The 23,920-nt window shown below is 69.9% G+C and carries 28 protein-coding genes; 10 read left to right on the top strand and 18 right to left on the bottom strand.

Annotation, left to right across the window (positions count from 1 at the left end):
- Positions 1-333 precede the first annotated feature (333 nt).
- Positions 334-972, top strand: coding sequence for a TetR/AcrR family transcriptional regulator (locus tag R0146_RS09480; protein ID WP_317689074.1), 639 nt, complete (start codon positions 334-336; stop codon positions 970-972).
- A 43-nt stretch (positions 973-1,015) separates the two neighbouring features.
- Here the strand turns inward: R0146_RS09480 and R0146_RS09475 are convergent, their stop codons facing one another.
- The 3 genes from R0146_RS09475 to R0146_RS09465 form a co-directional block, all read right to left on the bottom strand.
- Positions 1,016-1,354 (bottom strand): hypothetical protein, encoded by a 339-nt coding sequence (locus tag R0146_RS09475; RefSeq protein WP_317689073.1) that lies wholly within the window; start codon positions 1,352-1,354, stop codon positions 1,016-1,018.
- A gap of 181 nt (positions 1,355-1,535) precedes the next feature.
- Positions 1,536-2,069, bottom strand: a complete 534-nt coding sequence (locus R0146_RS09470; RefSeq protein ID WP_317689072.1) for a hypothetical protein — start codon at positions 2,067-2,069, stop codon at positions 1,536-1,538.
- 67 nt (positions 2,070-2,136) lie between these two features.
- On the bottom strand, positions 2,137-2,583 hold the full coding sequence (locus R0146_RS09465; protein WP_317689070.1) for an SRPBCC family protein: 447 nt from the start codon (positions 2,581-2,583) through the stop codon (positions 2,137-2,139).
- A 149-nt stretch (positions 2,584-2,732) separates the two neighbouring features.
- Here R0146_RS09465 and R0146_RS09460 point away from each other — a divergent pair, with 149 nt between their 5' ends.
- Both R0146_RS09460 and R0146_RS09455 read left to right on the top strand, forming a co-directional pair.
- Positions 2,733-3,386 (top strand): dihydrofolate reductase family protein, encoded by a 654-nt coding sequence (locus R0146_RS09460; RefSeq protein WP_317689068.1) that lies wholly within the window; start codon positions 2,733-2,735, stop codon positions 3,384-3,386.
- A 211-nt stretch (positions 3,387-3,597) separates the two neighbouring features.
- Positions 3,598-3,858 carry a hypothetical protein gene (locus R0146_RS09455; protein ID WP_317689067.1) on the top strand — a complete coding sequence of 87 codons (261 nt, stop codon included), beginning with the start codon at positions 3,598-3,600 and terminating at the stop codon, positions 3,856-3,858.
- A gap of 62 nt (positions 3,859-3,920) precedes the next feature.
- Here R0146_RS09455 and R0146_RS09450 read toward each other — a convergent pair whose 3' ends face one another.
- Together R0146_RS09450 and R0146_RS09445 are read right to left on the bottom strand one after the other, a co-directional pair.
- Positions 3,921-4,361, bottom strand: a complete 441-nt coding sequence (locus R0146_RS09450) for a VOC family protein (protein WP_317689066.1) — start codon at positions 4,359-4,361, stop codon at positions 3,921-3,923.
- A gap of 32 nt (positions 4,362-4,393) precedes the next feature.
- Entirely contained in the window at positions 4,394-4,963 is a 570-nt protein-coding gene (locus R0146_RS09445; RefSeq protein ID WP_317689065.1) for a TetR family transcriptional regulator, read from the bottom strand.
- An 81-nt stretch (positions 4,964-5,044) separates the two neighbouring features.
- Here R0146_RS09445 and R0146_RS09440 point away from each other — a divergent pair, with 81 nt between their 5' ends.
- Positions 5,045-5,926 carry an SDR family oxidoreductase gene (locus tag R0146_RS09440; protein WP_317689064.1) on the top strand — a complete coding sequence of 294 codons (882 nt, stop codon included), beginning with the start codon at positions 5,045-5,047 and terminating at the stop codon, positions 5,924-5,926.
- A 76-nt stretch (positions 5,927-6,002) separates the two neighbouring features.
- On the opposite strand, the gene R0146_RS09435 is transcribed toward R0146_RS09440, so the two are convergent.
- Entirely contained in the window at positions 6,003-6,608 is a 606-nt protein-coding gene (locus tag R0146_RS09435) for a TetR/AcrR family transcriptional regulator (RefSeq protein ID WP_317689062.1), read from the bottom strand.
- A gap of 93 nt (positions 6,609-6,701) precedes the next feature.
- Here R0146_RS09435 and R0146_RS09430 point away from each other — a divergent pair, with 93 nt between their 5' ends.
- Positions 6,702-7,664, top strand: coding sequence for an aldo/keto reductase (locus R0146_RS09430; protein ID WP_317689060.1), 963 nt, complete (start codon positions 6,702-6,704; stop codon positions 7,662-7,664).
- 143 nt (positions 7,665-7,807) lie between these two features.
- On the opposite strand, the gene R0146_RS09425 is transcribed toward R0146_RS09430, so the two are convergent.
- From R0146_RS09425 to ddaH, 3 genes are all read right to left on the bottom strand, one after another.
- A complete protein-coding gene (locus R0146_RS09425; protein ID WP_317689057.1) occupies positions 7,808-8,524 on the bottom strand; it encodes a transporter substrate-binding domain-containing protein in 717 nt (238 codons plus the stop codon).
- 62 nt (positions 8,525-8,586) lie between these two features.
- Positions 8,587-9,813 (bottom strand): ornithine--oxo-acid transaminase, encoded by a 1,227-nt coding sequence (gene rocD, locus R0146_RS09420; protein WP_317689055.1) that lies wholly within the window; start codon positions 9,811-9,813, stop codon positions 8,587-8,589.
- Positions 9,810-10,661 carry a dimethylargininase gene (gene ddaH, locus R0146_RS09415; protein WP_317689053.1) on the bottom strand — a complete coding sequence of 284 codons (852 nt, stop codon included), beginning with the start codon at positions 10,659-10,661 and terminating at the stop codon, positions 9,810-9,812. Before ddaH ends, rocD begins: the two co-directional genes overlap by 4 nt.
- A gap of 292 nt (positions 10,662-10,953) precedes the next feature.
- Between ddaH and R0146_RS09410 the strand changes: the two genes are divergently transcribed.
- Positions 10,954-12,093: an IS30 family transposase gene (locus R0146_RS09410; RefSeq protein ID WP_411567194.1), complete on the top strand. Its 1,140-nt coding sequence runs from the start codon at positions 10,954-10,956 to the stop codon at positions 12,091-12,093.
- Positions 12,094-12,242: 149 nt separating this feature from the next.
- Here R0146_RS09410 and R0146_RS09405 read toward each other — a convergent pair whose 3' ends face one another.
- From R0146_RS09405 to R0146_RS09380, 6 genes are all read right to left on the bottom strand, one after another.
- Positions 12,243-12,545, bottom strand: a complete 303-nt coding sequence (locus R0146_RS09405; RefSeq protein WP_317689049.1) for a HigA family addiction module antitoxin — start codon at positions 12,543-12,545, stop codon at positions 12,243-12,245.
- Entirely contained in the window at positions 12,532-12,813 is a 282-nt protein-coding gene (locus tag R0146_RS09400; RefSeq protein ID WP_317689047.1) for a type II toxin-antitoxin system RelE/ParE family toxin, read from the bottom strand. Before R0146_RS09400 ends, R0146_RS09405 begins: the two co-directional genes overlap by 14 nt.
- Before the next feature lie 33 nt (positions 12,814-12,846).
- On the bottom strand, positions 12,847-13,920 hold the full coding sequence (gene ychF, locus R0146_RS09395) for a redox-regulated ATPase YchF (RefSeq protein ID WP_317689046.1): 1,074 nt from the start codon (positions 13,918-13,920) through the stop codon (positions 12,847-12,849).
- Positions 13,921-14,154: 234 nt separating this feature from the next.
- A complete protein-coding gene (locus R0146_RS09390) occupies positions 14,155-14,694 on the bottom strand; it encodes a DivIVA domain-containing protein (RefSeq protein ID WP_317689043.1) in 540 nt (179 codons plus the stop codon).
- Between the two features lie 31 nt (positions 14,695-14,725).
- Positions 14,726-15,301: a YceI family protein gene (locus tag R0146_RS09385; protein ID WP_317689041.1), complete on the bottom strand. Its 576-nt coding sequence runs from the start codon at positions 15,299-15,301 to the stop codon at positions 14,726-14,728.
- A gap of 124 nt (positions 15,302-15,425) precedes the next feature.
- Positions 15,426-16,715, bottom strand: coding sequence for a M18 family aminopeptidase (locus R0146_RS09380; RefSeq protein WP_317689038.1), 1,290 nt, complete (start codon positions 16,713-16,715; stop codon positions 15,426-15,428).
- A gap of 80 nt (positions 16,716-16,795) precedes the next feature.
- On the opposite strand from R0146_RS09380, the gene R0146_RS09375 reads away from it, so the two are divergent.
- Both R0146_RS09375 and ilvA read left to right on the top strand, forming a co-directional pair.
- Positions 16,796-18,112 carry a DNA recombination protein RmuC gene (locus R0146_RS09375; protein WP_317689036.1) on the top strand — a complete coding sequence of 439 codons (1,317 nt, stop codon included), beginning with the start codon at positions 16,796-16,798 and terminating at the stop codon, positions 18,110-18,112.
- 21 nt (positions 18,113-18,133) lie between these two features.
- Positions 18,134-19,420, top strand: coding sequence for a threonine ammonia-lyase IlvA (gene ilvA, locus R0146_RS09370; RefSeq protein ID WP_317689033.1), 1,287 nt, complete (start codon positions 18,134-18,136; stop codon positions 19,418-19,420).
- Positions 19,421-19,446: 26 nt separating this feature from the next.
- Here the strand turns inward: ilvA and R0146_RS09365 are convergent, their stop codons facing one another.
- On the bottom strand, positions 19,447-20,403 hold the full coding sequence (locus R0146_RS09365) for a pirin family protein (protein WP_317689031.1): 957 nt from the start codon (positions 20,401-20,403) through the stop codon (positions 19,447-19,449).
- Between the two features lie 126 nt (positions 20,404-20,529).
- The gene (locus tag R0146_RS09360) at positions 20,530-21,531 is read right to left on the bottom strand and encodes a 4-hydroxy-3-methylbut-2-enyl diphosphate reductase (RefSeq protein WP_317689028.1); all 1,002 of its coding nucleotides are present in this window, start codon (positions 21,529-21,531) and stop codon (positions 20,530-20,532) included.
- Between the two features lie 38 nt (positions 21,532-21,569).
- Here R0146_RS09360 and xseA point away from each other — a divergent pair, with 38 nt between their 5' ends.
- On the top strand, positions 21,570-22,844 hold the full coding sequence (gene xseA / locus R0146_RS09355) for an exodeoxyribonuclease VII large subunit (RefSeq protein ID WP_317689026.1): 1,275 nt from the start codon (positions 21,570-21,572) through the stop codon (positions 22,842-22,844).
- A complete protein-coding gene (locus tag R0146_RS09350; protein ID WP_317689023.1) occupies positions 22,837-23,088 on the top strand; it encodes an exodeoxyribonuclease VII small subunit in 252 nt (83 codons plus the stop codon). The genes xseA and R0146_RS09350 overlap by 8 nt, the downstream gene beginning before the upstream one ends.
- A 77-nt stretch (positions 23,089-23,165) precedes the next feature.
- Here the strand turns inward: R0146_RS09350 and R0146_RS09345 are convergent, their stop codons facing one another.
- Entirely contained in the window at positions 23,166-23,762 is a 597-nt protein-coding gene (locus R0146_RS09345) for a DUF4245 domain-containing protein (protein WP_317689022.1), read from the bottom strand.
- Between the last annotated feature and the right edge of the window lie 158 nt (positions 23,763-23,920).

Here is a 23,920-nt window from a genome sequence, read left to right as displayed (position 1 = left end):
CACGGGATCTCTTCGTCTTCGGTCACCCCGGGACCCTACCCCTGCCGACGGCGAGTCACCTTCCCGGCGGACGGGCACGGGTGCCCCGGCGCGGAGGGCACGCCTGCCCGGCGACGAACCGACCGCGCGTCCCGCCGGCGATCAGCCGACCGGCGCCTCCTTCGCCATCCGGCGGGCGCCGCGCACGCCGACGACCGAGGCCGGGCCGATGGTCGAGCCGGGACCGGGAACGTCGTACGTCTCATCCCCTGTGTCTGCCATCGTCGAACCACCCTGTCCCTGATCGGTCGGTCATTACCGGATGACGGTGTCCGGTTGGGTATAGTCCAGGGAATGGAACAGCGACGGGCGAAAGCGAACCGAGGTCCGGCCGCGGCGGCGGAGAACCGTACGGCGATCCTGCAGTCTGCCCGTCGCCTCTTCGCCACCCGCGGGTTCCGCGTCCCGCTCACCGCGATCGCGCAGGACGCGGGCGTCGGGCAGGGCGTGCTCTATCGGCACTTCCCCACCCGGATGGCCCTTGCGCTGGCCGTGGTCGACGAGAATCTGACCCGGATCGAACAGACCGCCGCATCCGGCGGGCCGGACCTCTTCGATCGCGTCTGGCGCGAGGTGGTGGCCCTCATCGTCACCGACGTCGCCTTCGTCGAGACGGCGGTGGAGGCGAATCGTACGGCCGTCGCCGCACCGCCCCGGGAACGTCTGACGGTCGTCATCGCGCCACTGCTGGACGAGGCCCGGCAGGCTGGATCAGTCGACCCCGCGCTCACTCTCGAGGATCTCTTCCGGGCGCTCCGTGCGGCGTACGGCCTGGTGGTGACCGCCGCCGACGCCGATCAGGCGGGCCGGGACGTGGCAGCGCTGATGGGTGTGCTGGGCCTGCCGGCACCGGACGCCCGGCAGGAACCCGATGTCCCGCTGCTGCGCGATGTCCCGCAGCGACCCGACGTCCCGCAGCGACCCGACGTCTGAGCGATCGCCGGCGCGGCGACCGCCGCACCACCTGGGGGACCATCTAGGGGTGGGCCACCACCCACGGCTGCGGATCGTCGAGGGTGTGCCTCAGTTCCGCCCGTTCCCAGGCCACCGGCGCACGATCAACGACCGGGCGAAGGATCCGCCACATCTCGTCGCGGTCCTTCCCGACGAAGTACAGCTGATACTCGTGGTCCCCGATCTCGTTGCCGTCGATCGCTCCCACGCCGGCACGCTGGAGCGCCTCGTCTGCCTCATGCTCGGTCTGTTCCAGGGCCGCCATCAGCTGGTCGTCGACCTCCTCGGTGCCCCGGAACGTCAGGACGACCCAGTCGTCGGAGCCGTCTCCCGGATCGTCCGCCACAGACGGCGCACCCACGCCGTCCGCCGACGGCGACAAGGCGTCACCCTCGAGTGCTGGCGCGCACCCGGCCACAGCGAGAACGATCATCGCGACGAGACAGACGACGGCGGGCCGACGCCGACGGCGGGAAGTCATCACGGACCGTGAGTCTGCCGTATCCAGCGTGACGACACGCCACGCATCTGGTGACGAGGCGTCACACGTCGATGACGACCCTGCGCTCCGTCTTCCACCACAGATGCCCCGACACAGGGATCTCGACGCTGCGTTCGATCACCCGTACCCGAAGGGCCTGCAGCACCTCGTCGTACGCCTCGGCCGCGAAGGAGAACTCCGGCGCCCCATCGACGAGTTCAACGCCCGGTTCCCAGTTCTCCCACCCGAACTTCCGCCAGTGGACGACAGCGTCGGCCCGCGTGATCTCGACACTCATCACCCCGTCGTCCGGATCGCCACAGAGCCCACACACGAAGAGTGCGACGCGTCCGTCCGACTGCCCATCACGGTGCGGATCCGCCAGCTGGTCCAGCCAGGCCAGCCCCTCGCTCAGCAGCCATTCCGACCTGAGGGGCGTGCAGTTGTCGGGCGGCACAACCTCCGTGCCCACCTGATCACGCAGCGGCACGCCGTTGACCGTCAGGTCGAGAAACCGTGCGGTCCGGGTGATCTGCGATCTCTTGACCAGCTCACCCCAGCTCGTGGTTCCCTCGACCACGCCCAGAACGTCCACGATCCTCACCGTACGCGACGAGGTCGTCCAGGGCCTGCCATCCGTCGGTCGTCCGAGCGGGTCGCGACTACGCCTGTGCTGACTCCGCCAGGGCCTTCAGCGCCGTCATCGCGCCGATGGTCTGGCCGGGCAGCTGCCGCTTGATCATCGGGGTGAAGATCTTGCCGAAGCCCTTGGTGGCGATCGTGATCGTGTGGGTGAGCTTGGTCTGGTCGGCGGTCGGGCCGGGCTCGACATCGAAATCGACCGTGACGTCCATCATGGAGTCGGTGAATCGGTGCGTCAGCTTGCGGTCCTGCTCCCGAGCCACGACGGCGCCGTCCATGACGCCGGTGCGGTTGCCGTCCTTGTAGTGGTACGTCAGCTGGGTGCCCACGGCGGTCGGCCCTTCCGACAGCTTGTCCAGTTGCGTGCAGCGCGTGAGCCACTCGGGCGTACGGGTCACGTCATCAAGGATGGCGAAGATGTCGGAAGGCTTGGCGTCGACGATCTCGGTGCGGGAGTAGTTCGGCATGGGCACATCGTTCCATGCCGTCACCGGCAGCCGTGAGGCTCGGCAGCGGGTCACCTGCTCGAGGCCGCGGGCACCGTACGACACCCTTGACGCCCCGGGAGCCGTCAGTATCGTGATGCGCATCACCCAACACCGGGCTGGAGGCTCCGATGGCCGTTCGCGTTGATCTCAACATCTCACTGGACGGATTTGTCACCACGACCGATCAGACGCCGGAGAACCCGGAGAATCCGATGGGTGAGGACTGGCAGCGCCTGACCGGCGCGTACGCCGCGACCAGGACCTTCCGCGAACGCGTCCTGCACGACACCTCGGGTGAGGGCACGACCGGCGTCGACGACACATACGCGCGGGCCTACTTCGCCGAGGTCGGCGCCGAGATCATGGGCGCGGGGATGTTCGGTCTGCACGACTTCCCCGACGACCCGGACTGGCGGGGCTGGTGGGGCGACGAGCCGCCGTTCCGGGCCCCGGTGTTCGTCCTCACCCACACCGCTCCGCGGCCCTCGATCGAGATGGCCGGTGGCACGACCTTCCACTTCCTCGCGGTATCACCGCACGAGGCACTCGACCGGGCGCTCGACGCCGCCGGCGGCAAGGACGTACGCGTCGGCGGCGGAGCCACCGTCGTACGCGATTTCCTCCAGGCAGGGCTGGTCGATCGGCTCCACGTCGCGATCGCGCCCATCCTGCTCGGTCGCGGCATCCGCCTGTGGGATGGCTTGCGCGGTCTCGAATCCGGCTACGACGTCACCGCCGAGACGGCCGAGAGCGGCACGATCCACCTGACATTCCGACGGTAGGGTTCGGGTCCAGGAGCTCACCGGACTCGAAAGGGTGGCGATGGACAGGCCGAAGGACGCATACCGAGGCACCGGATACTGGGTCGGCCAGTTCGTGTTATTGGCGCTCTTCGGTGTCGCCTGTCTCGGCGGGGGTCTCTTCATCCTCTTCGCGCCGGAGTCGGCGACCTGCCCTCGCGGTGGATGCGAGAGGGAACCCGGCGCGGGGGTCATGCTGTTGCTGGCAGGTGTCGCCTTCCTCATCGTGCTGCTCTGGATGGTGGGCAGATACCGGGGCAGTTCGGCCGAGCAGCGGGCGGTGTACGCATGGGTGATCATGCAGCGGCACACACCTGGGCACCATTCCCGTGATCGCGAGTCGATGGCCCTGGCCGCCCGGGCCCGCCGTGGTGAACTGACCCGGCAGGAGATCGCCCGCTTGCAGGCACTGCGGCCCGAGGTCCCGTACCCCGGGAAGCTCCCACCCGCCTGACCGACCTCGACCGCCGACCCGCTCGCCCGCACGCGTCGTGGGGAGCGGGCACGCATCGGACGTCAGTCGATCCGCTCGGTCAGCGCGACCACGATTCCTTCCGGTCCACGTACGTACGCCATCCGCCAGGTGCTCTCGTACTCACCGATCCCGCCGATCACCCCGTATCCCTCGGCGGCCAGACCGTCGAGGGCCGCCCGGAGGTCATCGACCTCGAAGCAGACACTGCGCAGCCCCAGTTCATTGGCCATCGCGGTGGGTGATCCGGGAGTGTGGTCGGGCCTGACGAAGCTCGAAAGCTCCACCCCGGTCCCGCCACCACGCGGCCGCAGCATGACGATCTCGGTCCGCGAGTCCGGGATGCCGGTGACCGTGTCGATGAACTCACCCTCCACAAAGGTGCGGCCCTCGACCTCGAGACCGAGTCCGGCGAAGAACGCCGTGGCCGCCTCGAGGTCCGCGACGGTGATCCCGACATGGTCGAACTGCATCACGCGTGCCATGGCCCCACCTTGCGGAACCGGTCTGATCCCTGTCAAGGGTTACTGGAGCCGATGTACCGGGCGAGAGCGCCCAGGTTGTCCGCCATGGTGTGCCGCAGGTCGATCGCCGGCTCGTCGACCCACGCGCTGAAGGCGACACGGAACGCCGCGACGCCGGCGTGGGCCATCATGGTCGCGACCGGGTCCGTGACGCCGCGATCGCGCAGACCCGCGGCGAGGGACTCGGTCAGCCTGGCCATCTTCATCGTCTCGCGCTCCAGCAACGCCGGATTGCGCAGTATCACGGCGTGCCTGCGCCGGGCGAAGTCGGAGCGCTCCACCAGCAGTGCCGCGGCCTCGTCGAGGGCCGCATCCAGAGCGGCCCGGGGCGAGGCGTCCTCGGGAGCGGCCGCGAGTGCGGCCGCCATCGCCACCTCCAGGCCTTCCGAGCCTGCGAACAAGACCTCGGGCTTGTCGGCGAAGTAGCGGAAGAAGGTCCGGGACGTGACGCCGGCGCGGTCAGCTATCGCGGCGACGGTCGTCTCCTCGTAGCCCACGGCAGTAAACAACTCCAGCGCTGCGGCGCGCAACCGCCCGGCGGCATCCGGCTCCCATCGACCCATGCTTCCATCCTAAGTGATGTCACATCCTGTCATCACCGTGCTAGAGTCATGTCACACGCTGACATCACTTGGAGGGATCCCATGCGCGTCTTCATCACCGGCGGCACCGGCCTGATCGGCTCGGCGGTCGTCACAGAACTCCTCGACCACGGCCACCAGGCCCTCGCTCTCGCGCGCTCGGAGGCATCTGCCGAGAAGCTGCGGGCCGCCGGAGCAGAACCGGTCCGCGGCAGCCTCGCTGACCACGACGTCCTCCGAGCCGCCATCGCCGGGGTCGACGGCGTCATTCATCTCGCCTTCAGCAACGACTTCAGCAGCCCGGAGGCGCTCGCTGCCGGCATCGCCGAGGAGGCGGCCGCCCTGGAGGTCATCGGGGCAGCGCTCGTCGGCAGCAACCGTCCCCTGGTCACCTGCTCGGGGACCCCGGTCGCCGAGGGACGGCCCGCCACCGAGGACGACCCGCTCTCGCTCGACGGCCCGGTCGGCGGCCGCAGCCGCGCCGTGACTGCCGCGCTGAGTCTCGCCGGGCACGGCGTCCGCGCCTCGGCGGTCCGACTGCCTCGTACGGTCCACAAGGACGGCACCGGCGGCTTCGCCGGGCTGCTCACCCAGATCGCGCGCGAGAACGGCGCGGCCACCTACCCGGGCGACGGCACCCAGCGGTGGCCCGCCGTGCATGCGGCCGATGCCGCCGCACTCTTCCGTCTCGCACTCGAGAAGGCGCCGGCCGGGTCGTCCTGGCACGCCGTCGACGACGAGGGTGATCGGATCCGCGACATCGTCGACGTCATCGGCCGACGGCTCGGACTCCCGGTCGTTGCCGTTCCGGCCGAGACGTTCGGGCCGCTCGGGCCGATCTTCGCCGCCGACCAGCCCGCGTCCAGCCGGCGGACGAGGGACATGCTGGGATGGACCCCGACCCATCCTTCGCTGCTCGCCGACCTGGAGAACATCACCGCCTGAGAAAGCCGGAGCGTACGTGCTCGCGCCGGACGGTCCGGCGCGAGCACGCATCACGGATCAGTGCCGCCCTGGGCGGTCAGCGGATACCGCGTTCATGGAGGTAGCCGACGATCACCGTCTTGAGCTCGGCGAGCTCGGACGACCCGACACGCAGGCCCGCGATGCCACCCCGAATGACGGCGAACACGGTCCGGGCCGCCGTGGCTGCGTCGTCCGCATCCAGCGCGGGATCACGGCTCCGCAGAACCTCTGCGACGCGCCGCTCGAACGCCGACTCGGCGTCCGCCACCGGGCCGCCGAGCAGACCGGGGGTGTCCGGTCGCGCGAACAGGGTCACGTACGCGGCATGCTTCTCCTTGAACGCGACCATCGGATCGAGCACCCGGTCCAGGAGGGTCCGCAGGTCGGCCACCTGCAGGTCGATCCCGACGAACGCCGCCCGATGAGCCTCATCGAGCGCGGCCGCATACCGCTGCCCCAGGGCGATGGCGATCGACTGCTTGTCCCTGAAGAACTGGTAGAAGGTGCCTGGCGACACTCCGGCCTCGGCGGCGATCGCATTGGTACTGGCGCGCTCGTAGCCGTCGCGGGCGAACACGCGAGCGGCGGCCGAGAGGAGCGCTTCGATGCGCGCCAGACCACGGGCCTGGCGGCGTACGAGGCGCTCTGGAGTGGAATCCACGTCGAGATTCTAGGCGCCCTCTTGACGATGCGAGCGGTCGCTCATATTGTTCCCGATATGCGAGTGGTGACTCGCATTATCAGAGGAGGAACCATGACGAGGATCGGCCAGCTCGAGGTGAACCGCTTGGGACTGGGCTGCATGGGCATGAGCGCTGTGTACGGCAGACCCGACCCGGTCGAGGCCGCAGCCACCCTCGTGCACGCGGTGCATCGGGGCGTGACCATGTTCGACACCGCCGACATGTACGGCAGCGGCCACAACGAACGGTTCATCGGCACGGTCCTCGCACCGTACCGGGACGAAGTGGTGCTCGCGTCGAAGACCGGCATCCTCACCGTCCCCGGCGTCGGAGTCCCCCGCGGAGTCGATGCCCGACCAGACCGGATCCGGCGAGCCGTGGATGCGTCGCTGCGCCGTCTCGGCACGGATCGGATCGACCTCTACTATCTGCATCGGGTCGACCCCTGCGTCCCGATCGAGGAGAGCGTCGGAGCCCTGGCGGAAGCAGCCGCCGCAGGCAAGGTGCGAGAGATCGGTGTCAGCGAGGTGACCGCGGACGAACTCCGACGAGCGCACGCCACCCACCCGATCGCCGCAGCCCAACTGGAGTGGTCCTTGTTCTCGCGCGACAAGGAGACCGAGGTCATCCCGACGGCACGCGAACTCGGCATCGCCGTCGTCTGCTACAGCCCGCTCGGACGGGGGATGCTCACCGGATCGCCGGCCGCCACGACGGACCTGCCGCTGCTCGACTACCGTCGGTTCCTGCCCCGATGGAGCCGTGCCAACGTCACCGCGAACGTCGCCGCCGTTGCCACCGTCCGGGCGATCGCGGACGAGCTGGGCGTCACCCCGGGCCGGGTGGCCTTGGCGTGGCTACTGGCGCAGGGCGAGGACGTGATCCCCATCCCGGGGACCAAGCGCCGCCGTTACCTCGAGGACAATCTCGCCGCCGCCGACGTGTGCCTGTCGCCCGCACATCTCGACGTCCTCGGCGCGATCGCGCCGAGCGGCGCGCGGTACGGGTTCGACCCGACCGGATCCATCAGCTGACCAGCTCCACGACGCCGGTCCGGCGCCCGGCCTGCCGCGACGACCTGCATCGGGACTCGGCCTCGTTCCGCCGATCAGAGGACAGCTCGGCACTCACCACCCGCCCGTTCGACGACCAGTCCCTTGAGGTGGAAGGACCGAGCTCACCCGTCAACCGCGGGCGCGACCGCGATGTCCTGCCCGGAACGCCGCAGCGCATCGGCGACGAATCCGGACGCCTTCACATCCTCGACGAAGCGACGTACGCATCGCACCGCGGACGCCGTACGACCCGCCGGCACCGCGACCGCCTGCTCGATCTGCATGAAGGGCGGCTCGATCAGGCGCAGACCCGGGCCGGCGGCCACAAAGGCAGTGATCGGTTGGCGGATCCCGGCGGCCACGTCCAGCCCGTGATCGCGGAAGACCGTGGTGCCCTCCGCACCGCGGACCATCTCCGCGAACCGGAGCTCCCGGGACAGGAACAGGTCATAGGCCGACCCCTGCTTCACCCCGATCCGCACCCCCGGCTGATCCACGTCCTCCACCGTCCGGATCGAGGAGTCCTGCGGCACGGCGAAGACCCCCTCGATCAGGGCGTACGCCGCGGTGAAGGCGAGGACCTCGGCACGGGCCGGGTCGATCGCCAGGAAGCACAGGTCAGCCGCGCCGTCGACCACCGCGGCCAGGGACTTGCGCGCCGCGTCGAAACAGACCAACTGGACAGGTACGTCCAGTCGTCGGCCGAGCTCCCTGGCCAGATCCACGGTCACCCCGGAGGGATGCGACGGACTGCCCTGAGCCAGCACCGGGTTCCCCAGGTTGATCGAGGCGCGCAACACGCCGGTGGGCGCCAGTTCGCGCCGGACGTCGTCATCCATGGCGTCAGTGAACCACGGTGGGGAGGTCAGGGCGCGGGATCCGGTCATCACCTTCGGGGCCGTCACCGCGCCTGCAGGACGAGCTCCAGCTGTTCGACCGCCCAGTCCAGGTCGGAGACCCGAATCGTCAGCGGAGGTGCGAGGCGGATGGTCTGGGCGTGCGTGTCCTTCACCAGCACGCCGCGGGCCAGCAGTCTCTCAGCCACGTCGCGGCCGGTGCCGCGCGACGGTTCGACATCGACGCCCGCCCAGAGGCCGGCCACGCGGACCTCGGTGAGGCCGTGGCCCAGCAGCGCGTCGAGCAGGCCTTGGAGGTGGTGACCCAGCGTCGCCGCGCGTTCCTGGAACTCGCCGGTGCGGAGCAGCTCGACCACGCGCAGCCCGACCGCCGCGGCGACCGGATTGCCACCGAAGGTCGACCCGTGCTCGCCGGGACTGAACACCCCGAGGACGTCGCGGTCACCGACGACGGCCGACACCGGCAGGATGCCGCCGCCCAGTGCCTTGCCCAGCAGGTAGAGGTCGGGGACGACGCCTTCGCGGTCGCACGCGAACGTCGTGCCCGTACGGCCGAGGCCGGACTGGATCTCGTCGGCGATGAGGAGAACGTTGTGCTGCGTACACAGCTCGCGGACCGCCCGCAGATAGCCCGGCGGCGGGATGATGACGCCGGCCTCGCCCTGGATGGGCTCGATGAGCACGGCGGCGGTGTTCTCGTCGATGGCCGCCTCGATCGCGGCGGCGTCCTGGTACGGCACGGTGACGAAACCGGGCGTGAACGGCCCGAACCCGTCCCGGGTCACCGGGTCGTCGCTGAACCCGACGATCGTGGTCGTACGGCCGTGGAAGTTGCCCGCCGCCACGATGATCCGCGCGGCGTCGGCAGGCACTCCCTTGACCCGGTAGGCCCAGGCGCGTGCGGCCTTGATGCCGGTCTCGACGGCCTCCGCGCCGGTGTTCATCGGCAGCACAAGGTCCTTGCCGCACAGCTCGGCAAGGGCGGTGGCGAAGGCGCCGAGCCGGTCGTTGCGGAACGCCCGGCTGGTCAGAGTGAGCCGGCCGATCTGATCGACGGCCGCCTTGACCAGCTCGGGATGGCGGTGCCCGAAGTTCAGTGCCGAGTAGGCGGACAGCAGGTCGAGGTAGCGCTTGCCCTCCACATCGGTCACCCAGACGTCCTCCGCGGTCGACACGACCACCGGCAACGGGTCGTAGTTGCGCGCCAGGTGCTCCTCCTCCTCGTGGATGAAGCGCGCCGTCGGCGTGTCAGGGTTCGTCGTCGTGCTCATGGTCTGGCTCCTCGCAATTCCAGGGTGCAACACTTGACCCCGCCACCGCCGAGGTGCAGCTCGGACACATCGACCGGCACGGGGTGATAGCCGCGCTCGCGCAACTGCGCGACGAAACTGTTGGGGTGCGGCGAGAGCACCACGTTGCGGCCATCGCTGATCGCGTTCATCTCGAGGGTCGCGGGCACCGAGGCGGGCACCCGGATCGCGTCGGGGAAACGCTCGACGAGGTCGGCCCGACCGCGCTCGTCGAAGGCCGACGGCAGGTAGGCGATGTTCGCCCGCTCGACACCGCCCGGGCCCTGCACCGGGTCGAGAACGCACAGGGCGGTGTCAAGGTGGTAGTAGACCGGGTCGACCAGCCGCAGCGAGACCACCTCGAGCCCGAACACGCGCGCGACCTCGGCGTGGCTGTTCAGCTGGGACCGGAAGCCGTAGCCAGCGAGGATCGTCTCGCCCACCAGCATGAGGTCCCCCTCGCCCTCCTGCGTCGCGACGGGCTCGACGACATCGAGCCCGTGGGCCGCAAACCACTCCCGGAACGGGCGTTCCTCACCCCGACGCTGGCTGACGCTGAATCTTGAGCCCAGAGCCACGCCGTCGATGACCAGTCCGCTGTTGGCGGTGTAGACCATGTCGTGCAGGCCCGGGATCGGATCGATGAGTTCGACCTGGTGCCCCAGCCCCACGTACGTGTCGTGGAGCGCTTGCCACTGCCGCACCGCCCTGGACGTGTCGGTCGGATGCGCCCGGTGCATCCACGGATTGATCTCGTAGCTGACCGTGAAATGGTCCGGCCGGCACATCAGGTATCGACGACGCTGCTGGATCCGGTCTTGAGACGACATCTCGCTCCCCACCGCAATGCTCGTTGCTCCCTCGCGCAAGCACTCGGGAGGATGGCCGGCGGACGCTGTCCTCGGGCCCGGCGGCACTTCGACCCGCAGCCGAGCCGCGAGGAAGAGGCGACACGAGCACGCCTGACTCCAGTATTCAACGGGGTGGTTTCTACCGGTGGTCGCAACGTGACGTCATCTGGAGGTCTCGTTGTCTACTCGTCGTGTCCCTAAGGGGCCTGGTCGGCGGCCGAAGTCGCTGGCTCGTCGCCGGTTCATGGAGTTGTTGGCCGAGGGCTGGTCGATGCGCGCTGCCTGTCGCGAGGTCGGTGTGTGCAGGACAACAGGCCACAACTGGAAGAACGGCACCACGATCAGGTTGAAGGATGGCACCGTCAAGGTCGTGCCACCGTTGGAGCCCCTGTCGACACGAGTGATCTCGTCCCGGTTTCTGTCCGAACAGGAGCGGGTCCAGATCGCTGACCTGGCCTCCATCGGACTTGGCCCGACCGCGATCGCCAAAGAGCTGGGGCGCTCGCCCTCGACGATCAGTCGCGAGTTGCGCCGCAACCTGCACCCGACCGGCCAGTACCGTCCCTTCCACGCTCACGCAGTGGCCGCCGCCCGTCGCCGCCGGCCACGGTCCCTGAAGCTCACGCTCAATGCGGGACTTGGCGAGTTCGTGCGCGACAAGCTGCGCCAGCGGTGGAGTCCCCAGCAGATCAGCCGCGCCCTGCCCCACGCGCATCCTGAGGAGCCGGGGATGCGGATCTCAACCGAGGCGATCTATCAGGCGATCTACCGGCCCGAGACCGGTCTGCTGCGCCGACCCGAGCCGTCTCCGTTGCGGACCGGGCGGGATCACCGGCGCGGCCATACCCGACCTGTCCGGTCCCGGCGACGGTTTGCGGCGCCGATGGTGAGTGTCCACGACCGTGGGTTCGAGCCGGAGGATCGCTCACAGCCGGGGCATTGGGAAGGTGACCTGATCGTGGGGCCGAACCATCGCTCCGGGATCGGCACGCTGGTCGAGCGTCAGACCCGCTACGTCAAGTTGCTCCACCTACCCGTCCAGGACTCGGCCACCCTGCACGCCGCCCTCGTTGCCAGCCTCGGGGCCCTTCCCGCACCCTTGCGCAGGAGCCTGACCTGGGACCAAGGCACCGAGATGGCCCGCCACCTCGACATCACCCGCGACACCGGCATCCCTGTCTACTTCTGCGACGCCGCCAGCCCATGGCAGCGCGGCAGCAACGAGAACGCCAACGGGCTGCTGCGCCAGTACTTCCCCAAGTCGACCGACCTGTCGGTCCACACCCCCCACGACCTCGCCCGCGTCGAGCAGGAACTCAATGCCAGGCCCCGCATGATCCTCGGCGACCGAACACCAGCAGAACTCTTCGCGGACCTGCTAGCCTCCCGAAAACACCCGCTGTTGCGATGACCGCTGGAAACCACCCGGATGCGAAAGAGTCGTCCGGCCTCAGGACGAGCCCCGGCGGCTTCACGAATGCAGCAGCACCGCCGGTCCATCACCGCCCAGATCAGTGACCGCGATCGACACACCGCGACGACGTACGGTCTCGTAGCGGGTCACGCGGCCCTCAGCGGCGTGATCGCCGCGATCTGCTCAGCCGCGCGATCCTCAGCCAGGTCCAGCTCATACCGCGTCTGCAGGTTGAGCCAGAACTGCGCAGAGACGCCGAAGTAACGCCCCAGGCGCAGCGCGGTATCTGCGGTGATCCCACGCTTCCCATGCACAATCTCATTGATCCGCCGCGGCGGCACCCCAATCGCAACAGCAAGCTTGTTCTGCGTGATCTCGAAGCCCTTGATGAAGTCCTCCATGAGGACCTCACCCGGGTGAATCGGGGGAATCTTGTCAGTGGTAGTCAACGATCTCCACCTCCTCTGGTCCAGCGTCCGTCCACACGAAGCAGATCCGCCACTGGTCGTTGATCCTGATGCTGTGTTGTCCGGCTCGATCGCCCTTCAGCGCCTCGAGCCGGTTTCCGGGTGGAGTCCGAAGGTCATCGAGCGACTCAGCGGATCCCACCTGGCGAAGCTTGCGCAATGCCGTCGAGTGGATCCGAGGATCGATCGACGGCACGCGGTCACGACGCCACAGTCGTTCGGTGTCCCTGTTACCGAACGACCTGATCACACAGGGATCATATAACGCGACGCGTCAATAACGCTAGACGTTAAACCTGAACTCCACCACGTCGCCGTCCTGCATCACGTAGTCCTTGCCCTCGAGCCGCAGCTTCCCGCGGGCCTTGGCCTCGGCCTCGGAGCCGGCCTCGACCAAGTCGTCGAAGGAGACGATCTGGGCCTTGATGAAGCCCTTCTCGAAGTCGGTGTGGATCACCCCGGCGGCCTGCGGGGCGGTCCAGCCCTGGTGGATGGTCCAGGCGCGGGCCTCCTTGGGGCCGACGGTCAGGTAGGACTGCAGCCCCAGCGTCGCGTACCCGACGCGGGCCAGCACATCCAGACCCGGCTCCTCGACGCCCATCTCGGCGAGGAATTCGCGGGCCTCGTCCTCATCCATCTCGACCAGTTCGGACTCGAACTTCGCATCCAGGAAGATCGCCTCGGCCGGCGCCACCAGCGCCCGCATCCGGGCCTTCATGTCCTCGTCGCCCAGCTCGTCCTGGTCGCAGTTGAAGACGTAGATGAACGGCTTGGCGGTGAGCAGGAAGAGCTCGCGCAGCGGCTCCAGGTCGAGACCCGCGGCGTTGATCCCGATCCCCTCCGAGAGCGTGGCGTACGCCTGCTGCCAGGCCTCGTACTTGGGCTTGGACTCCTTCTTGATCCGCGCCTCCTTCTCCAGGCGCGGCATGGCCTTCTCCAGCGTCTGGAGGTCGGCGAGGATCAGCTCGGTGGTGATCGTGTCGATGTCGTTGCCCGGGTTGACCGCTCCGTCGACGTGGGTGACGTCGGCGTCCTCGAACACCCGGGTCACCTGGCAGATCGCGTCGGCCTCACGGATGTTGGCGAGGAAAGCATTGCCCATGCCCTCGCCCTGGGAGGCTCCCTTGACGATCCCGGCGATGTCGACGAAGGACACCGTCGCCGGCAGGATCCGCGCGGAGCCGTACATCCCGGCCAGCACCTTCAGCCGCGGATCCGGCACCCCCACCACACCGACGTTCGGCTCGATCGTGGCGAACGGGTAGTTCGCCGCGAGGACGTTGTTGCGGGTCAGCGCGTTGAACAGCGTTGACTTGCCCGCATTGGGGAGACCGACGATTCCGATGGTGAGTGCCACGACAGGTCAGTCTAGCCGAGGCGAGCAGCCCCTCCGGCCGACCGATGCGGGCCCCGAAACGCCCCGGAGCGGCTCGTCCGGTCCGCCGATCGTCACCTCCAGCCGGCGTCGTGACGCGTGCTGACCCGAACGCGTGAAGACCCATACGCCGAACACGCACGCCCCACGGGCCCACGGGCCCACGGACCAGAACGAGTGAGGACCCCGCGGATCATCCGCGGGGTCCTCGTACGCTCAGCTCTGGTGGGTGGAGTCCCAGGCGGCACCGTGCGCGTCGCGGCTGGCCAGGTCGTGCAGCCGGTCCAGCTGCTGGTTGAGCTGGTCGACGACGCCCTTCATCTGGTCGTGGGTCACCCGGGCGTACGTCCGGACGTAGTCGACCAGGTCGACGTCCGCCGCGTCGGCGACGCGCTGGCGCGCCTCGACCTCGGCGTCCGCCATCAGCTGGTCGGCCATCTGCTGCGCCCGGGTGAGGATGGCCTCGGCCTGGCCGCCGGCCGAGACACCCGGCTCGACCGGGGCCGGTGAGGGCGCGGAGAACATCGCCGGGGCCGGTGCAGCGCCCTCGGGCGGGGTCCCGCCGTACGACTCGAGCTCGGCGCGCAGATCACGATTGGTCTGCACGAGTCGTGCGTTCTCGTCCTGCAGGTCCTCGATGAGGTCCGCGAGATCGGCGAGGTAGTCGGTCACCTCGGTCGTCTCGTAGCCCCGCATCCGAACGCTGAATTCCTTGCGACGGATGTTCTGTGGCTCGAAGTCTTCGATGCTGGCCATCGTCTCCCTTTCAGTGATCAGTCGGCCGAGGTCACTGACCGGCGCCCGCGGAGGGCCCCGTCTTGATGGCGCTGATCTCGAAGTCGAGCTCGACCTTCTCGGAGACGAGCACGCCGCCCGTGTCGAGCGGCACGTTCCACTCCAGTCCGAAATCGCGGCGGTTCATCCGACGCTTGCCGGCGAAGCCGGCGCGGATCCCGGCGCCGAACGGGTCCTTGGCCACGCCGATCACGTCGACCGGGATCACCACGGTCTTGGTGATGTCACGGATCGTCAGCTCGCCGGTCACCATGAAGGCCATGTCGTCGACCTCCTCCATGGAGGTGCTGACGAAGGTGATGTAGGGGTACTTCTCGACGTCGAAGAAGTCCGCGCTGCGCAGGTGGTCGTCGCGCTGGGAGTTGCGGGTGTTCACGCTCGCCACGCCGATCCGCACCGACACGGTGGACTGCTCGGGCCGCTCGGCATCCGCGTGGATCTTCACTTCGATGTCGTCGAAGGTGCCACTGACCTTGGCCACCATGGCGTGGCGGGCCGTGAAACGGATGGTGGAGTGGGCGGGATCGGCCTCCCAGTCGCCACTCCAGGACGGATCGTAGTCAGTCATGAACGCTCCAGATCGGTCGGTCAGGAAGCCCCTCGGCGTGTTCCGGGGCCGGGTGATGCGACATTAGCATGAGGCTCCCGCAGTGCCGGGGGCACCGCGACCGTCGCCGTACGCCGCTCACAGCTCACGCACCGGTCCAGTAGGCCGCCAGCACCCGCCGCAGGGCGTACGGGTCGGTCGCCCCGCACATCTCGCGGGCCGAGTGCATCGACAGGATCGGGGCGCCGACGTCGACGGTGAGCAGGCCCAGCCGGGTGGCGGTGATCGGGCCGATCGTCGACCCGCAGGGCACCGAGTTGTTGGAGACGACGACCTGCCCCTTCACCCCTGCGGCCCGGCACGCCCGGGTCCACAGGGCCGCGCCCGCCGCATCGGTGGCATAGCGCTGCGAGGCGTTGACCTTCAGCAGCGGGCCGCCGTTCAGCACCGGCTGGTGCGCGGGGTCGTGCCGCTCGGGGTAGTTCGGGTGCACCGCGTGCCCGCCGTCGCTCGACACCACACTGGAGCGGGCGTACATCCGGTGCAGGCCGTCGACGTCGGCGCCGAGCGCGTGACCGGTGCGGACCAGGACGTCCTCGAGCAGCGGCCCGGCGGCCCCCGCGCGGGTCGCCGATCCGATCTCCTCGTGGTCGAAGCAGGCCAGCACCTGGATCTCCCCCGGCGTCGCCGGGGCGTCGAGCAGGGCGGTGACGCCGGCGTGGACGCTGAGCAGGTTGTCCAGCCGGGCGGAGGCGAGGAACTCCCCCTCGGCTCCGAACGTCGCCGGGGGCTGGACGTCGAAGCTACGCAGGTCGAAGCCCGCGATGTCGTACGCCGCCAGCCCGGCCAACGCGGCGACATGACCCAGCACGGACGCCCCGGGACGGCCGACCGCCCAGACCGGATGCAGGTGCTGTTGCGGATCGAGCACCAGCCCGTCGTTGACCGTACGGTCGAGGTGGATGGCCAGCTGCGGGATCCGCATCAACGGCCCGGTCTGCACCAGCAGCTCCTGGCCGGTGGTCGTCACCAGCCGGCCGGCGAGGCCGAGCTCGCGGTCCAGCCACGAGTTGCGCAGCAGGCCGCCGTACACCTCGACGTTGACCAGCTGGTAGCCCACCGAGGCGCTGTCCGGAGCCGGCTTGACCTGGAGCGCCGGGGAGTCGGTGTGCGCCCCGACGACCCGGAACCCGCAGTGCGCGCCCGCCCCCTCGGGGATCCGCCAGGCCACCACCGCCCCGCCCCGGACCAGGTAGTGACCGCCCGGCGCGGCGTCCCAGACCTCGGTCTCGTCCTGACGGACGAACCCGGCCACGTCCAGCCGCCGGACCACCTCCGCCGCGGCATGGAACGGGCTGGGGGCGGCCTGCACGAAGTGGCCCAGGTCGTCCAGGTGGGTCAGCGCGTGCGCATCCGGGGGCGTGGTCGTCGGCATGGTCCCCATTCAACCCCCTCCGGTCGCCGCGTCGGTGGCGCCCTCGCGGCGATGTCAGCGGCACCCAGCAGACTGGCCCCATGATCACGACGGGTCTCGACCCCACTTCCCTCGTTCTCGGCATCGTCATCGGCCTGCTCGCCGGGCTCCTCCTCGCGCTGGCCGCCGGCCGCCTGCTGCCCCGCCGGATGGCCCCGGCCGGTCAGGGCGACGAGACCCTGGCCCAGCGCTTCCGGGCGCTGTCGGCCGATGCGCTGGAGCGCCAGGCACTCAGTGCCGACCGGGCGGCGGATCAGCGGATGTCGGCGACCGCCGAGGTGCTCCAGCCGCTGCAGGAGTCGCTGCACCGGCTGGAGCGGCGGCTCACCGAGGTGGAGAAGGAACGGGTCGCGATGACCACCGACCTGCGCCACCAGGTGCTCGAGGTGCGGACGACCGGGGAGCACCTGCGCCGGGAGACGGCGGCGCTGGCCACCGCCCTGCGCAAGCCGCAGGTCCGCGGCGCCTGGGGGGAGACCCAGCTGCTGCGGGTCGTCGAGATCAGCGGGATGGTGGAGCACTGCGACGTCGACCTGCAGGTCTCGATCCCCACCAAGGAGGGCACGCTGCGGCCCGACATGCGGGTCAACCTGGCCGGCGGGCGCTGTGTCTTCGTCGACTCCAAGGTGCCGCTGGCCGCCTTCCTCGACGCGATGGAGACCGACGATCCGCCGGCCCGCGACGAGCTGCTGAGCACGTACGCCCGCCACGTGCGCACCCACATCGACCAGCTCGGCGCCAAGCGCTACTGGCGGCTGGCCGGGCTGAGCCCCGAGTTCGTGGTGCTGTTCCTGCCCTCGGACGCCTTCCTCGCCGCCGCACTGCAACAGGCGCCCGACCTGCACGAGTACGCCGCCGCCCGCGACGTCGTGCTGGCGACCCCGGCGACCCTGATCGCCATGCTCCGGACGATCAGCCACAGCTGGCGCCAGGTCGCCCTCGCCTCCTCGACCGCCGAGGTGTACGCCATCGCCCGCGAGCTGTACGAGCGGCTGGCCACCTTCGGTGACCACGTCGACCGGATCGGCCGCGGTCTCGGCAACGCCGTCCGATCCTACAACGCGGCGGTCGGGTCCCTGGAGAGCCGGGTGCTGGTCAGCGCCCGGCGGATGCGCGATCTGCAGGTCTCCCGCGAGACCCTCGCCACGCCCGCGCCGGTGGACGAACCGCTGCGCACCCCCAGTGCCCCCGAGCTCCTCGCCGACTCCCGCGCCGACGTCATCGGCACCGGCCAGGATGAGGGCGTCGGCCCGTCGCTCGACGACGTCATCGGCCACTCCCCCGATGCGGAGCGGACCGGCCGGCCGCCGGCCCGCCTCGACGCCACGGCCGACCTGCTGAGCGATGAGGCGAGCTGAGAGCACAATGGGCCGGTGACCATGGAGATACCCCCGACCTTCCAGTGGAACGGGATCCGCGTCGGTGCCGACGCGGTCGAGGAGGCCAGCGCCCGGCTCAGCGGCGTCGTCCGCCGTACGCCGCTGCAGCGGAACGAGCGGCTGAGCAACCGCACCGGCGCGGACGTGTGGGTCAAGCGGGAGGACCTCCAGCCGGTCCGCTCCTACAAGCTGCGCGGCGCCTACTACCTGATCAGCGGCCTGAGCGAGGCCGAGCGGGCCGCCGGCGTGATCTGCGCCAGCGCCGGCAACCACGGCCAGGGCGTGGCGTTCGCCTGCCGCGCGCTGGGCATCCGGGGACGGATCGTCTGCCCGACCGGCACACCCCGCCAGAAGCGGGACCGGATGGTCGAGATCGGCGGCGACATGATCGATGTCGTGCTGAGGGGCCGGACGTACGACGAGGCGGCCGCGTACGCCGCAGCCGAGGCCGAGCGCACCGGGGCGACGATCGTCCCGGCCTTCGACGACCCCCGGACGGTCATCGGTCAGGGCACCGTCGCCCAGGAGATCGTCGAACAGCTCGGCAGCGCCCCCGACATCCTGTTGGTGCCGGTCGGCGGCGGTGGCCTGCTCGGCGGGATCCTCACCTGGATGCGGGAACGCGCCCCGCACACCAGGGTGATCGCGGTCGAACCGACCGGTGCGGCGAGCCTGGCGGCTGCCCTCGCCGCCGGTGGGCCGGTGGACCTGGAGCATCTGGACACCTTCGTGGACGGCACCGCCGTCCGCCGGGTCGGCGACTGCACGTACGCCGTGGCCGCCCTGCGCCGCCCGCTGACGGTGAATGTGCCGGAGGGCGCCGTCTGCTCGGAGATGCTGGAGATGTACCAGGTGGACGGCATCATCGCCGAGCCTGCCGGGGCGCTGGCGACGGCCGCGCTGCGCACCAGCGTGATGGTCGGCCAGGACCAGACCGTCGTTGCCATCGTCTCCGGCGGCAACAACGACGTGTCGCGGTACGCCGAGGTGATCGAGCGCTCCCTGGTGTGGGAGGGCCGCAAGCACTACTTCCTGGTCAACTTCTCCCAGGAGCCGGGTGCACTGCGGGCCTTCCTCGACGAGGTGCTCGGCCCGAACGACGACATCGTCCTGTTCGAGTACGTCAAGCGCAACGACCGGGAGCTGGGCCCGGCGCTGGTCGGGATCGAGTTGAGCGAACCGACCGACCTGGCCGCACTGCTCGCCCGGATGGACGCCTCCCCCATCGAATGCGAACGACTCACCGCGAACAGCCCGGCGTACCGCTTCCTGGTCGCTGGCGGCTGAACCGCCGACGTCGGCGGCGTCCGAGGTCAGCCGCGGGGGCGCAGGTGCCCGGGTGGCAGCGGCGGCGCCGGGATCGGCCGCTCTCCGTCGGTGAGCGCGGTGATCGGGCCGAACTGGCGCGGATTGGTGCCACGGCCGTCGCTGTGCCCGATCGCCGCCTGCCAGTTCGCCTGGTAGTTGACCACTTCGGTGTGTGTGCTCCCGACGAAGTTCCACCACATGATGATCTGTTCCCCGAACGGCGCACCACCGATCAGGACAACGCGCGTGGGCCGCGCACCGGCGGACTCCCGCCGCAGCACGAGACGCTCGCGCCCGGGGGCGACGAAGCCCAGTTCGTTGTCGCCGATCGGCTCGCCGTCGGCACTGATCGCACCGCTGTCGACCAGCAGGCCGTACTCCCAGCTCGGCTCGATCTCGAGGGTCAGCTCCCCCTCGCCGAGCACGATCTCGGCACCCACCAACGGGCTGAAGGTGCCGACCGGCGAGGACCCGCCGGCCAGCTGACCGAGGAAGACGCTCAGTCGGTGGTCGCCGATCTCGAAGGGCTCCGGCTCGAAATGGTCGAACCGCGGTTCACACAGCCGCACATCGTGCGGAAGAGCGGTCCACAGTTGGACGCCGTGCAGCACCGGGCTGTCCGGGGTGGAGTACTCGGAGTGGTTGATCCCCCGCCCGGCGGTCATCAGGTTGAGCTGCCCGGGCCGGACCACCATCCTGGTGCCGAGCGAATCGCGGTGCTCGACATGACCGGAGAACAGCCAGGTCACCGTCTGCAGCGAGGTGTGGGGGTGCGGCGCGACGCGCATGCCGCCGTGCACGGCCGGGTCCTCGGGGCCGAAGTGGTCCAGGAAGCACCAGGCACCGATCAACGAGCGGTGCCGGTCCGGCAACGTACGCCGGACGCTGAGCCCGCCCGAGGGCGCGAGCACGACGTCGCGCGGATGGACGATCTGGATCGGTGCGGGCGACTGCTCTGTCATGACCCCTCCTGGGCGGGTGCTCGGGACTCCTGGTGATCGGCTCGTCGGTCGATCGGCTCGTGGGGCGGCCGCGGGGCCGGCTCGGCGCGGCTCGTCGGGCGGTCGGCTCGTCGGGCGGCCGACGTCTCAGCCGCGGGCGGCCCGACGCGACGTACGCAACTCGTGCGGCAACGCGAAGGTGAGCGTCTCCTCGACCAGCTGCTCCTGCTCGGCCGGCGGGAACCCCTGCTGCTGCAGGTAGCTCAGCACGCCCTCGACCAGGTTCTCCGGCACCGAGGCACCCGAGGTCACGCCCACCGACGACACCCCGACCAGCCAGGCCGGGTCGATCTCCTCCGCCTTGTCGATCCGGTGCGCAGCCCGGGCGCCGGACTCCAGCGCGACCTCGACGAGGCGGACGGAATTGGACGAGTTGGCCGACCCGACGACGATGACGAGATCGGAGTGTGCGGCGATCTGCTTGACCGCCGACTGGCGGTTCTGGGTGGCGTAGCAGATGTCGTCACTCGGCGGGTCGATGAGCTGCGGGAACTTCGCCCGGAGCCGGTCGACGGTCTCCATCGTCTCGTCGACGCTCAGCGTGGTCTGCGACAGCCAGGCCACCTTCTCCGGATCCGCCACGACCAGCTGGTCGACGTCGGCCGGATGCTCCACCAGGGTGATGTGCTCCGGCGCCTCACCGGAGGTGCCCTCGACCTCCTCATGGCCGCTGTGGCCGATGAGCAGGATCTGCACGCCCTGCTGGGCGAAGCGCTTCGCCTCGTGGTGCACCTTCGTCACCAGCGGGCAGGTGGCGTCGATGGTCCGCAGCCCCCGCGCCTCCGCCTCGGACTTCACCGTCGGCGAGACGCCGTGGGCGGAGAAGATCACCAGCGAGTCGTCCGGCACCTCGTCCAACTCGTCGACGAAGACCGCGCCGCGCTCCGACAGGGTCTCCACGACGTGCTTGTTGTGCACGATCTGCTTGCGGACGTAGATCGGTGCCCCGTACGCGTCCAGCGCCTTCTCGACGGTCTGGACGGCGCGGTCGACGCCGGCGCAGTAGCCGCGCGGCGCCGCGACCACGACCCGCTTCGCGGCCGCCGGCTGCGGGGCGGGGGTCCGGTCGGGCGTGGGGGGAGTCGTCATGGCAGTCAGTGTAGGCGGGTCGTCGTAGGGTGAGCCTCGTGCCTGCCGACCGGAAGCTGACCTCCACACCGGAGAACCCGCAGCCCCTGCGCACCATCGCGCAGGCGGTGCGGAACTGGGTGGAGCGCCTCGGCGAGGTGTGGGTCGAGGCCCAGGTGATCGAGCTCAACCGGCACCGCAACGGCTCCGCGTACCTGACCCTGCGCGATCTGACCGAGGAAGTGTCGGTCCAGGCGTCCTGCCCGGTCGCGGTGCTCGACGTCGCCGGGCCGTTGACCGTCAACACCACGGTCGTCACCCGGGTCCGGCCCCGCTACTGGTACAAGAGTGGGCGGCTGACGTACGAGCTGATGGAGATCCGCCCGTCCGGGGAGGGCCGGCTGCTCGCCCACCTCGAGCAGCTCAAGCGGATGCTGCAGGCCGAGGGCCTCTTCGACCCGCTGCACAAGAAGCCGCTGCCGTTCCTGCCCCGCCGCGTCGGACTGATCACCGGCGCCGACTCGGCCGCCGAGCGCGACGTGCTGGACAACATGCGCCGCCGCTGGCCGGCGGTCGAGGTGACCGTACGCCACACCCTGGTGCAGGGCCCCCAGGCCGCCACCGGCGTGATGGCCGCGCTGGCCGACCTCGATGCCGAGCCGGACGTCGAGGTGATCATCATCGCTCGCGGCGGCGGGTCGTTGGAGGACCTGTTGCCGTTCAGCGACGAGGGCCTGGTGCGTGCGGTCGCCCGCGCCCGGACCCCGGTGGTCAGCGCCATCGGCCACGAGCCGGACCAGCCGATCCTCGACCTGGTGGCCGACCTGCGGGCCTCCACCCCCACCGACGCCGCCAAACGGGTGGTCCCCGACGCGGCCACTGAGCTCGGCCACCTCAGCACGGTCCGCGGACGCCTCGATCGGGCCGTGCAGCGGGCAGTGACCGGCCGGGCCGAGCAGTTGGCCGCGCTGCGGTCCCGACCGGTGCTGCGCGCGCCGACCGGCACACTGGACCTGCACGCCGAGCGACTGACGGCGCTGCGGGAGCGTGCCCTGCGCGCCGTGGAGGGCCGGCTGCGCACCGAGGAGATCAGTCTGCACCACGCCCGGCAGCGGGGACGAGCGCTGTCGCCGCGCTCGACGCTGGAGCGGGGCTATGCCATCCTGCTCGACGCCGACGAACGGCCGGTGACCTCGATCGCCGAGATCGACGAAGGCGACGGCCTCACCGCCCATCTCGCGGACGGCACGATGGTGGTGCAGGTGGTGGAGATCGACGGTCGTCCGGACGGGTTCGACGACGAGGGATTCGAGGAGGGACGGTTCGATGAGTGAACGCCCGGTGGGTGACCAGCGTCACGAGGAACAGCGTCACGAGGAGCTGAGCTACGAGCAGGCCCGTGACCAGTTGGTCGAGATCGTGCAGAAGCTGGAGTCCGGCGGGGCCGGCCTGTCGGAGTCGTTGGCGCTGTGGGAGCGCGGCGAGCACCTCGCCGACGTCTGCCAGTCCTGGCTGGATGGCGCGCGGGCTCGGATCGACGCTGCCAGGGATCGGCGCTCCCCCGCCGGGGAGCAGTAGCACGTCCGGCGGGAGGCGACGACCGTGTCGCGTCGAACCGGATCGCGTCAAACCGTGTCGCGTCGAACCGGGTCTCGTCAGTCGGTGCTGAGGGTCGAGGCCAATGCCTCCAGCCCCTCGTACGGCGCATCGGCCGTCACCGTGAGCGTGTAGGTGTCCTCGCGGAGCACCAGTACCCGGGTGCGGCCGTCCGGCGAACGCCACCGTTCCCACTGCTGGCCGGCGACCGCCGAGGACCCGTCCGGGCTCCCGTCACGACTGACCCGTTGGATGACCGTACGGGGCTCGTCGTCGGACTGGTTGACGGCGTAGTAGATCTTCGACTGGTCGAGGCCACCCCACAGCCATTCGTCGGTGCCGGAGACCCCCGCGCCGGCGCGCGCCTGACCGCCCCGGGGTACCCAGGAGGCCTGGGTGACGGTCCAGCCACCCTCGCCGATCGGCAGCCCTGCCGGCGCGTAGATCGGGAACGGGGCCTCCTCACGTGCCTGGGCCACCACCGGCGCCGGGTCGACCGCCTGCACCGGATAGTCCGGCAGATTGTTGGTGTAGAGCCAGGTCAGCAGCAGGAGCGGCACGATGATCACGGCCAACGACAGGAACATGTCGCGGATCGTCTTGGGCTTCTTGATCTTCCGCGGGGACACCTGCGGGCTGACGGTGTGATCGGCCATACGTCCCATCATCACAGATCGGCCGGAAGGCGCCACTGTCGTCCGTGGTCGATGGTCGATGGTCCGTGGCCCGTGGCCCGTGGCCCGGCCGATTCCACCACTGCGTCTGCCCGTGACTTTCGCCCACGCACGTGTGTCTGTCTGGTGGTCGACACGCG

Origin of the sequence: Raineyella sp. LH-20, assembly GCF_033110965.1 — a bacterium.
GTDB lineage: Bacteria > Actinomycetota > Actinomycetes > Propionibacteriales > Propionibacteriaceae > Raineyella.
This window is presented reverse-complemented; position numbering and strand designations above follow the sequence as displayed.